Genomic DNA, 10,199 nt, shown 5'->3' with positions numbered 1-10,199 from the left:
GGGGGCGGAAGCCTGCGGCTTGAGCATTTCCTGGCGGAAATGCGGCGGTGCTGACGCACCGCCAGGTGCGGGGGTGCCGGCTGCGCCGTCACCGTGCGTGGCGTTGGCCCCGGCTGCGCCGGGGCGGGCGAGTGGGTGGTTGGGGGAATTCGCCTGCGGCGAATCCGCGGGCTTGTCCGGGTGGTTGGTGGGCGGGCGTCGGGCGTCGCTGCGCTCCGCCTATCGGTGGCTTTTATCCCGGGCCTACGGACCGTCAATCGTCCGCCTTTCCCGACTTGTTCGTCCGGTGTTTTCACGGCCCTACGGTCCGGTTTGCTGGCAGCCTCTCCCGGGCTGCGCCCGGGGGTGAGCGTTGACGATGTGACGCGAAATTCGGGTAGCGGCCCATCCCCCCGATCGGGCGGGGGTGCCGGCCGGGGCCTGCGGCCCTGGGCGTTGACGATGTGTCGCGGGCTTCGGGTATCAGTCACAACCTCACCCCCGGGCCCCCTCCCCCAGTCCCGGCCGATGGCCGGTCCACCGCCTGGTTGCTGGCCTGGCGGCCCATCCTCCGCCCTCGGGGCGGGGCCTGCGGCCCTCGGGAGACACCTTGGAGCCACCGGTCCGGCTCGGGCCTGACCGGCCCGGGTGGCGGGCCCTCACCGGCGCCCCGCACGGCGGTCCCTGACGGGCCCTCAACCGCAGATTCCGGACCGGAATCCAAAGCGAATCCGTCGGCATTTTGGGCGCGTTTCGTGGAGTGCCGTACAGCTCTATCCTACCGATCCCCGGACGGGCGCGAGACGCGAACAGCCAACCTCGTGTCAAACTTCCATCCCGGCTCTATCCGGCGGCACTCACGGTGAGAATGCGAATGCCCTTCCGCTCTATTTCAGGCGGCGATCATAAAGCCCCGCGAGGCGCATCGGACGGAAATAGAATTCAGGCACGCCAGAAAGTGGCCTACGGCCCTCGCCGCCGACACCACGGCCGCCGTTCCAAGCCGCCCAGAAAATCCCGCTCGGCGGCAACGGAGCAATTCCCGGAGCAGCAACACCAAACCGAACCCCGAGCCAGGACGGCAGCCAGGCCGCCGCCAGGGCGGGCGCAGCGGGGCGCGGCACCGGGCGGCACAGGCACGGCGGCAGGGCGGCCGAGCCGGGCGCAGCGGACAGGCCTGGCGGCCGACCAGGACGGCGGCCAGGGCCCAGCAGCGGAGCATGGCACCGGGCGGCGCGGGCGGGGCAGCGGGGAGCAGCCGAGGCCGGCGGACCGGCGCAGCCGGGTGCAACACGGCAGGTGCAACACGCGCAGCCGAGCCCCTCCCGGCCACATAACGCCTGGTCAGACCCGCAACACCGCCCCGTGTTGCACCCCAGCGCAACACCGCGTTGCACCCCCGCGTTGCACCCACCCACTCCCACGCCCGGCCGCCGAGCACCACCACCAGGAGAAGGCCGGCCCCGACAGCGGCCCGGACAGACACAGCACCAGCGCCCCGCGCGGGCCCAGGACGGCGGCCCCGGACGGCGGCCAGGACAGCCCACACCTGGCGGTCGGCAGCACCCGGCGGCGGCCACCACCCGAACAGCAGCCGCGGCCCCACCCGGCACTCTGTCGCGCCCACCTGTCGCGCCCCCACCACACACAGGGGATCAGGGGCACCCGACCACGTCACAGGGCGCGACAGCACCCCACGCGACAAGGGGGCGCGACAGGCAACGCGACAGCACCCACCAACCCCGGACCGACCCGCAGCAGCCTCCCCGGACCACCACCAGAACAGCCTCCAGGGCAGCCTGACGGCCACCCAGCAGCACCACCCGACACCAAGCGCGGCAGCGGGCGGACACGGGGCGCACCGGCCGGACAGAGCCCAGCACGGCCAGCAGGCCCGGCCCCGGACGACGGCACGACCCCGGACAACGGCCAGCAGGCGGGCACGCTCCGACCGGCGGGCACGGCAGCCAAGACGGCGCAGGCCAGCCCACCACCCCGACCACAGGAACCGGGCACCCCCCACCCACCGTGCCCCACAACCGGTCCCGGCCCCTCGGTCACCGCACGTTCTCGCAGGTAAGAGCCGCTACCAGTGACCGAAGTGACCGAACCCGCAGATCAAGACGCCCACCGCGCAGCCCGGACCACACCCCCGCCAGCGAGCACGACAACAACGGCCCAGGGCGCAGCAGGCCGAACACCACCCGCCCCACCACCCCACAATCCCAACCCGAATTCAGAACACCACAAGCAACCAACCCGCCAAAACAACCGAACGAAATAACCAGCGGAATTCACACCCGAACACAACCCACAACACCGAACCGACCCCCGACCCACACCCACCACCACACACAGTCACCAACCCGGACCCACCACCGCCCCGCCCAGCACCACCAACAGGCACAACCAAAGGTCCAGACAACCCGACGTCCAGGCCCATTCCACGCCCACAACCACCAACAGGTCACACCCAGCGGAGAGGCCGGCGCCTGCCCTACCTGCCACCGCGACATCCACACACCCATACGCACCTGACCAAGCCCTACTAGGGCTTGCCGCAATCGGTGGGCGGGCAGCGCACGTAGTCGACGGCCAAGACCACCAGGCGCCCGTCGTCCGGAACCCGCACCATGTGCCGTGCGGGCGGCTCGATGCTGGTCCCAGTGTCCTCGACCGATCCGCCGACAGCCGGTCGGCCAACGAGCGCATTCCAAGTAGTTACCGTACGATTTACCTTGCCAGGTATCACAACTCACCATCAGTGCAAAGGAGTTGAGCTGCAATGGTTACCTTTGACAACCGGTTCCACCTCATCACGCCCGCTGCTGGTGGAGGCAGCATGGTCTTTTTCAGCGGCACGGTGATCGAGGCGGCCAACACGACAGCGCCTGACTGGCAGCGTTTCAACGTCACCTTCACCCTCGACGAGGTCGCGTGGTCCAGGGCCCCGGCGGTCGTCCCCGCGGTGTCCCTCGCCGCCATCAGCACGGAGGCAAACGGCAACAACGCCGGCTGGGCCGTGGACAGGTCGAACTTCCATTTCGTGGACGGCCGCATCCAGCTGAGCTGCGATCTTGCCGTCCGCGGGACAGTCAATCTGCTCAGGCTGACCTACCAGGTCACCGCCATCGGGAATACCGCGTGACAAACCGGTAGGTCCGGCCGCTTCCACGGTCTCGAAGATCCAGTTCACCATGAACAGCGGGTTCGCTCCCACCACGGTCAGTGGACCACAGCGAGACCACTGCCGCACCTGCCACCAGGGGCGACCCCACAGCCGGGACCCGACCGCCGGATCGGCGGTAGGGGGGCTCGGAGCGGCTGGTGAAGCGGTCCTGGTCACCCGGCACCGGCGAGGGCGGCCGGCTGCGGCAGGCGGGTGGTGCGCAGCAGGTCGAGGTGGGTGCGCAGCGGCGTGTCGAGAGCGTGCAGCACCTCGGTGGGCCGACGTCCGGGCATTGCACCGCCGTTCAGGACGGCGTCGTGGGTGTCCGGTGACACCGATCTTTGACCGCGTGCCACCGAACCTTGACGGACGCGAGTTCGTGTCATCGAAGATTGATCGCACTGGTCAGAGGTTCTGCGTGTAGTTCAGTCCCGCGTACGCAGCTGGCTGCCACGGCATGGAGCGCGCGTGTGCTCGGCTGCAGGAAGGCCGGTCAGGAGGTCTCGCGAACGATCCAAAAGCGGGATTGGCGGTACGCAGTGCCGTTGGGGTCGTCAGCCGCGACGCGAACCGGAGTGTGGAGACACACGACCCGACCGCCCAACTGCTTCTCCTCGGCCGCCAACCACCGCGACTGCCAGAGCATCGCGGCCGCCATACCCGCCAGAAACATGCCGACCGGTATCCCCGTCGCGTAGCTGGCAGTGAGTCCGATCAGCAGTACCAGGAGCAGCGGCTTGGTGAGGCTGCGGGAGAACAGGTCGAAGGTCTTGTCCCCCGCGACCATCTCAGCGGTCGGCGGAGGAGGAGACAGTCTTTCCAGCCTCGTCTCGTACCAGGGCCGACGGACCTTCAGAAGTCCCCAGAACGTCGTCACGAAGAGGATCAGAGCGGTTCCCACGCTCGTCGCGGGGTCCAACTGGTGGGATCCCCCCGTGTAGGCCGGCACGCAGCTCACCAAGCTCACAGGGAGCAGCAGGGACGCCTGAATCCGTACCGACGCGACGAGTCCTACCAGCCGCAGACCACCGCTCACGAAGCATCCCCCCAACTCGACCAAGATCCGCACGATCCTAACGCCGACGAGACGCCCACCCGGGTCTACCCCGTCACCGCCCAGCGGTTCCCCCGATACCGCCACCGCCTAGGAAGCGCAGGACCCCGGCACGGACCTTTACCTCGCCGGGCGCCCACCGCCGGACTCACCAGCTCGGCCCCGACCGGTAGGAGACCCTGGTCTGCCCCGGCGCGATGGGATTGCTGCTCTGGCCTCCCCAGCGCTCTTCGGCAAATCGGTCTCCAACCACGGTTTGAGCACTGGTGGGGGCGCCAGATCTGAGTATGGCAAGGGGGAGCCGCGCGCCGACCAGTCTGCCGGGGGAGCAGGGCGGGTCCGGTGTTCTGGGTCCGCGCAGAGTCTCTGACCAGTGCGATCAACCTTCGATGACACGAACTCGCGTCCGTCAAGGTTCGGTGGCACGCGGTCAAAGATCGGTGTCACAGGACACACGGCGCTCACCCGGTCCACGCGGTCCAAGGTGTACTCCGCACCGGAGAGGAACCCGCCCCTCAGGTCCGGGTCGGCGTCGATGTGCAGGGCGAGCCAGCGCTCCACCGCCAGGGTGACCGCGAACTCGGGCCCGTACGCCTGGCTCAGCACGAGCAGCGCCAGCGCATCGCACTCGTCCGCGGGCACCGTCTGGTCCAGGCGCCCGGCCAGGACCAGGCCGACGAGCTCCGCGGAGCGCTCCGCCACCGGCCAGCTCACGCGCTCCTCGACGTGGAAGCCCCAGTCGGGCATGTCCTCGGGGCGGCGGTGCCTCGCGATTCCGTTGATAGCGGTCATTTAGTGCCAGATCCTCTCGTCCGAGCTCTACCGAGATCTGACCCCGCTTCACCTGTAGACAACTTTCTGCACCCCGCCGCCATATCGGCATGAAAGATGCTCAGTCAGGATGGATCGGTCATCGGAGCCGCAGGAGTCCGGCACGCTGCTGCACGGTCCGCGCCCACCCGACGACCGCACCCAGGACCCCTGTCGCACCCGGCTGTCGCGCCCCGACCACACACGGGGGAAAGCACCCATCCGCCCACGTCACGGCACACGACAGCACCCCACGCGACAGGGGGCGCGACAGGGGGCGCGACAGCCACCGGCAGGCCGCGAAAGCGGGCGCCAGGACGACTGACGAGGCGCCCGGGGATCTCAAGCACCGAGGGCCGCCGGGCCAAGTCGGCCGACGAGCGGCTCGGCCGACTCGCCACGCTCGGGCTCGACTGGCGCTGACCTGGCCGGGCCCGGCGCCCGCCGAGAAGCGCCCCAGGCCGTCTCTGTCCGCCTGCGCCGCCGCGTTCGAGGGAACGGGCGGCGGGGCTCGGCGAAGGCGGCCTGGTGGCCGTCTGGGGCCGCCGCGCCCCAGCCCGCCCCACCGCGAGCGGCTGGCACCAGCCGGACGCGAGAGAAGAAGAGGCCCGCCGCAGGCGCAGGAAACCCTCAACGCCACCGCCCCACCCAACCAGCCAACCACCACCCACAAAGCCAAGGACAGGAAGGGGAAGGAGAGGGTTGTCGGGGTGGGAGTTCTGCCTTGACGGCCACTCACCACGGCCTCTGACCTGCGCGTTTGCCCGGAATCCGGGCGCTGCGGCCGGGAGAGGCAGCGACCGGTTGGTGCACCGGTTCTCACCACCGGTTGTCGCACTGGTTAGCGCACCCGTTGTCGGATCGTGACCGTACGGGCCGGTCCCGGAGGACAAGACGGAGGCGAGGCTGCGGGTCGGGCACATCCTGGCCGTCACCCGCACCCAGGCCGCCTTCGTGGCCGGCGCCCGCAAGGCGGGGGACGAGTGCGCACCGCTGGACTTCCTGCCCGAGGTCTACCACCGCTACGGCGAAGGCCCAGGCGGCGCCGTCATCCCCGACGGCCTGCTGCACTACACCACGGGCGGGGCCCGCCGGTCGCTCAACGCGGGCGTTCGTCGAGGTCGACCGCGGCACCATGGGCAGCGAGAAGCTGGCCTCGAAGCTGATCGGCTACGCCCGCTTCCACGAGCACCACCCCGTCCCGGTGCATCTGCGGCGCACCGTCGGTGCGCAGAGCGTGGGGCCGGCCTGGCAGCAGCACTACACGCGGTTCCCCAGGCTGCTGTTCGTCCTGGCCGACACCGGCGAGCAAGCCGCCCAGCACCGGATCCGCGACCTCCAGGCCCTCGCCGGACTGCACCCGATGGTGGAGCGGATGCTGACGACCGTTCGGGCCGGGGCGGCCCGACTGGACGACCTGGAGCGGCACGGGCCCGGCGGGGCGGTGTGGCACACCCTCGCCGACCCCCAGCGGGCCCGGTGCGGGGCCTGGGAGCTGTAGGGCGCAGCGGGCGGTCCGGGCCCGGCATCAAGATGTCCGGCCGCTCCATCAAGGTATTTCGGGCCGCCATCAAGGGATCCGGGCGGTCATCAAGGAATCCACCAAGATTGGTGGCCGTGCGCGGCACCAACCTTGGTGGAGGCCGTTACGTGATCGTTGCCGCAGAAGGGGTGGATCGCCAAGGTATCCGCCAAGGTTCGCGGGGTTCCCTTCGGCGACCGCGCGGAGCACCGGCTCCGCGCCCAGCCGAAGGGGAACCCCGCGATGACGACCAGCGACGGCGCAAGGACGAAGGTCAGGGCGAGGACTGGGGCGGAGCCGGACAGTGAGACGCGGGAGGTGGAGATCACCTGGGCCGTGCTCGCCGCCCTGTTCCAGTTCCGGATCGCCACCGCCGAGCAGCTGCGCCGGCTGACCGCCCCGGTCGCGGGCATCGAGAAGATGCGGGCCCGTCTGCGGCGGCTGCGCGAGGAGGGCCTGGCCGAGGAACTGGTGCTGCCGCAGACCGGACGGCAGCGGGCCTGGTTCCTGACCGAGCACGGGGCGAGGGTCGCCGGCACCTTCCCCGAGCTGGCGGACATCCCCGCCCCGAGAACGCCCGGCGACAAGAGCGCCTTCAAGTACACGCTGTGGCACCAGCTCGCCGTCGTGCGCACCCACCTGGTGTTCCTCACCGACGCCCGTAAGCGGGGCGACGCCTACGGGCCGTTCGACTTCATCCCCGAGATCACCCACCGCTTCGCCGAAGGCCGCGAGGGCACGGTACGCCCGGACGGCCTGCTCTACTACAGCCGCACCAACGCAGACGACGCCCGGGTCACCAACCTGGCGTTCGTCGAGGTCGACCGCGGCACCATGGGCGGGCCCCGGCTGGCCGCCAAGCTCAACGCCTACGCCCGCTACTGGGCCACCGCACCGCTGCCGGCCGGAGTGCGGCCCGGCACCACCGAGGCGCAGGGCGGCGGCGTGCCACTGTGGGAACGCCGCTACGTGCACTTCCCGAGGCTGCTGTTCGTCCTCACCGGCACCGGACAGGCCGGCTTCGCCCACCGCGCCGACGACCTGGAGGCCATCGCCCACACCCGGCACGTCGACACAATGCTGCGCACCGTCCCGGCCAGAGTCGCCAAGCTGGAGGACCTGGAGAAGGAGAGCCCCGGCTCCGACGTCTGGTGGTCGATCACCGATCTCGAAGCCGGGCCGGGCACTTGGTGGAGCTGACCGACACCTGGTCCTGACCGGCACCGACAGCGCGCCTTCCCGTAAGAATCTTCGCCACCTACCGACCCTACGCGATCAGGTCGTGGCAGAGGGTGACGAATGGGGCGTCGGCGGACTCTCCCGCCTCCGTGTTGGCTTCGAGCGCTACACGGACTTGCTGAGCCTTGAGGTAGGCCGGAGTGACCCCTGGTCCGCACCTGGCGCTTTGGCCGGATGCCGGTGGTCTGCTCGGTACGGAACCGGAGCGAGGTCGGGGCGGCGCGCAGCCGGCCGGTGCGCCGCTTCATGTGGCGATAGGCGAAGTGGCGAGCAGGCACGGGAGTCAGTGGCTGGGGCTGGCGTGATCTTGTGGGGTGTCGGGCGGTGGTTTGTGGGTGTCGCGGGGTTCGGGGTGGGGCTCTTCCTCGGGCGGGTGACCGGCTTCGATGGCTCGTCCGCGTTCCAGCTCGAAGTTGAACTCGAGGCCCAGCAGGATCGCGACGTTGGAGACCCAGAACCAGAGGAGGAAGAGGATCACGGCTCCGATGCTGCCGTAGGTGCTGTTGAGGCTGCTGAAGTTGGCGACGTAGAGGGCGAACGCGCCGGATGCGATGATCCAGAGGGCTACGGCGACCAGGCTCCCGGGGAGGATCCAGCGCAGCTTCGGTCGTTTGGCGTTGGGGGCGGCCCAGTAGAGCAGGGTGACCATCGCAATGACGATGATGACGAGGATGGGCCATTTGGCGATGCCCCATACCTGTACGGCGTTTTCGCTGACTCCGAGGATCTTCCCTGTCTTGGTGGCCAGTGTGCCGGTGAAGACGACACCGGTGGCGGTCAGGGCGAGGAGCGCGACGAGGACGATGGTCAGGGCGAGTCGGGTGGGCAGGGTCTTCCAGAGCGGGCGGCCTTCGTCGATGCCGTAGACGTTGTTGGCGGCGCGCATGAAGGCCGCGATGTAGCCGGAGGCGGACCACAGAGCGAGGATGATCCCGATGGCCAGTGCGATGCCTGCCTTGCCCTGGGCGTTTTGGAGTTGCTGCACCACGGTGGTGAGGATCTGGCGGACGGATCCGGGGCCGAGGTCGCGAAGGTGGTCGAGCAGCGGCTTGGTGGCGGAGCTGCCGACCAGCCCCAGGATCGACACCAGCGCGAGCAGAGCGGGGAAGATCGCCAGCAGGCCGTAGTAGGTGAGCGCGGCTGCCGCGTCGCTGAGGCTGTCGGCCTTGAACTGCTTGATGGTGCGTTTCAGGACGCCCCACCACGACCTCTTGGGCAGGTCCGTCGGGCTCTCAGTGGGACCGGCTCCACCGGTGGCGGGCCTGGTCTCGTCGGCTGCGTTTATGTGCCGGTGTTCGTTCTCGTGTCGTGACATGGGTGTCAACCCGGCGTGTATGGGTGCCTGTTCTGGGGGGGTGGGGCCTCAGTCCTTGACCACCTGGTAGATGCCGTAGATGACTCCGGGCACGTGGCCACACAACTGAAGGAGGAAGGCCCAGAGCACCTTGATACTCGGCCCGTCCTTGATCAGTACTGCCAGGAACGGCAGGACCAGGCACAACAGCACCAAAAGGACCTTGACCATGATCATCCCTCGTTGAGATGCGATGGTCGGCGGCACGATAGCCGCTTTCTCATGGTCCCACCGCCAGCCGCCCGGTGGGGAACCGGCCGAGCTGGAACGGCGGGTACGCGTGGGTGGACAAATCAGGGCTTGCGCGAGCAGCCTCGAGGCGGGGCAGGTCAGCCCGGCCGGGCGCGCACCGCCCGCTCGGCCCGGCGCCATCCCCTCGAAGCCTTGTGAGACAGCGACCGCTTCCGTTCGGGAGCGGGTAGCCCCCGGCCGACGGCTCCGGTTCCAGGGGCCCTTCGCGACTCGTTTGGCTGTGTGACCATAGGGAATCAGACCGCTTGCAGGGGCCTATCGAGCCCGGAGGTCGCCATGATTCTTATCGGAGTGATTCTGCTCATCGTCGGATTCGTCGCCAAGATCGCCATCCTGTGGACCATCGGGATCATCGTGGCCGTTATCGGCCTGATCCTCTTGCTACTGGGGTCCGTCGGTCACGCGGTCGGCGGACGGCGGCACTACTGGTAGGGCGTTCGGCGCGTGCGCGGTGGTCCGGTGGCAGCGCGATCGTGCCGGGGATCGCCGGCGTCGCGGTTCACGGCATGCTTCACCTGCTCGTTGTCGGTGTACTGACCCCGACAGCCAGCCTCGTCTACGAGGCCGCGCGGGAACACCGGCGCGCAGCCCGCTGATCCAGCGCATGCTTGGAACGTGGTCAGGCCGGTTGCGGTGTTGCACAACATGGATATCCGGAGGACGTCATGTTCGTCATCCTCGGGCTCATCATCCTGGTAGCTGCGGTCATCGTCGGTGTCGCCGGCGTTCTCAGAGGACGTTAAGTCCGTTTCTGGTAGATGCCTCGTCCGGGTTGGGTGAGGAAGCCCTGGCGGGTGAGGCGTCCAAGGCGGGAGCGGGT

At 69.3% G+C, this 10,199-nt stretch carries 8 protein-coding genes; 4 read left to right on the top strand and 4 right to left on the bottom strand.

Annotated elements, in window-relative coordinates; genetic code table 11:
- Positions 1-2,764: 2,764 nt before the first annotated feature.
- Positions 2,765-3,127 (top strand): hypothetical protein, encoded by a 363-nt coding sequence (locus tag P3T27_RS40605; RefSeq protein WP_280686402.1) that lies wholly within the window; start codon positions 2,765-2,767, stop codon positions 3,125-3,127.
- A 194-nt stretch (positions 3,128-3,321) separates the two neighbouring features.
- On the opposite strand, the gene P3T27_RS40600 is transcribed toward P3T27_RS40605, so the two are convergent.
- Positions 3,322-3,483 carry a hypothetical protein gene (locus P3T27_RS40600; RefSeq protein ID WP_280686401.1) on the bottom strand — a complete coding sequence of 54 codons (162 nt, stop codon included), beginning with the start codon at positions 3,481-3,483 and terminating at the stop codon, positions 3,322-3,324.
- Positions 3,484-3,641: 158 nt separating this feature from the next.
- Entirely contained in the window at positions 3,642-4,184 is a 543-nt protein-coding gene (locus P3T27_RS40595) for a hypothetical protein (RefSeq protein WP_280686399.1), read from the bottom strand.
- A gap of 1,963 nt (positions 4,185-6,147) precedes the next feature.
- Here P3T27_RS40595 and P3T27_RS40590 point away from each other — a divergent pair.
- Together P3T27_RS40590 and P3T27_RS40585 are read left to right on the top strand one after the other, a co-directional pair.
- A complete protein-coding gene (locus P3T27_RS40590; RefSeq protein WP_280686397.1) occupies positions 6,148-6,513 on the top strand; it encodes a hypothetical protein in 366 nt (121 codons plus the stop codon).
- Between the two features lie 339 nt (positions 6,514-6,852).
- Entirely contained in the window at positions 6,853-7,734 is an 882-nt protein-coding gene (locus tag P3T27_RS40585; protein WP_280686396.1) for a replication-relaxation family protein, read from the top strand.
- A gap of 322 nt (positions 7,735-8,056) precedes the next feature.
- Here P3T27_RS40585 and P3T27_RS40580 read toward each other — a convergent pair whose 3' ends face one another.
- Both P3T27_RS40580 and P3T27_RS40575 read right to left on the bottom strand, forming a co-directional pair.
- Positions 8,057-9,088 (bottom strand): YihY/virulence factor BrkB family protein, encoded by a 1,032-nt coding sequence (locus tag P3T27_RS40580; RefSeq protein ID WP_280686395.1) that lies wholly within the window; start codon positions 9,086-9,088, stop codon positions 8,057-8,059.
- Between the two features lie 48 nt (positions 9,089-9,136).
- Entirely contained in the window at positions 9,137-9,298 is a 162-nt protein-coding gene (locus tag P3T27_RS40575; RefSeq protein WP_179852711.1) for a YqaE/Pmp3 family membrane protein, read from the bottom strand.
- 357 nt (positions 9,299-9,655) lie between these two features.
- On the opposite strand from P3T27_RS40575, the gene P3T27_RS40570 reads away from it, so the two are divergent.
- Positions 9,656-9,811, top strand: a complete 156-nt coding sequence (locus tag P3T27_RS40570) for a DUF6131 family protein (RefSeq protein ID WP_256178681.1) — start codon at positions 9,656-9,658, stop codon at positions 9,809-9,811.
- Positions 9,812-10,199 lie beyond the last annotated feature (388 nt).

The sequence above is a fragment of the Kitasatospora sp. MAA19 genome, assembly GCF_029894125.1.
GTDB lineage: Bacteria > Actinomycetota > Actinomycetes > Streptomycetales > Streptomycetaceae > Kitasatospora.
This window is presented reverse-complemented; position numbering and strand designations above follow the sequence as displayed.

What these genes read in the sequence shown, in the direction of transcription:
- P3T27_RS40570 (WP_256178681.1), top strand. Translation starts at nt 9,656, where the DNA reads ATGATTCTTATCGGAGTGATTCTGCTCATCGTCGGATTCGTCGCCAAG.
- P3T27_RS40575 (WP_179852711.1), bottom strand. Translation starts at nt 9,298, where the DNA reads ATGGTCAAGGTCCTTTTGGTGCTGTTGTGCCTGGTCCTGCCGTTCCTG.
- P3T27_RS40605 (WP_280686402.1), top strand. Translation starts at nt 2,765, where the DNA reads ATGGTTACCTTTGACAACCGGTTCCACCTCATCACGCCCGCTGCTGGT.
- P3T27_RS40580 (WP_280686395.1), bottom strand. Translation starts at nt 9,088, where the DNA reads ATGTCACGACACGAGAACGAACACCGGCACATAAACGCAGCCGACGAG.
- P3T27_RS40590 (WP_280686397.1), top strand. Translation starts at nt 6,148, where the DNA reads ATGGGCAGCGAGAAGCTGGCCTCGAAGCTGATCGGCTACGCCCGCTTC.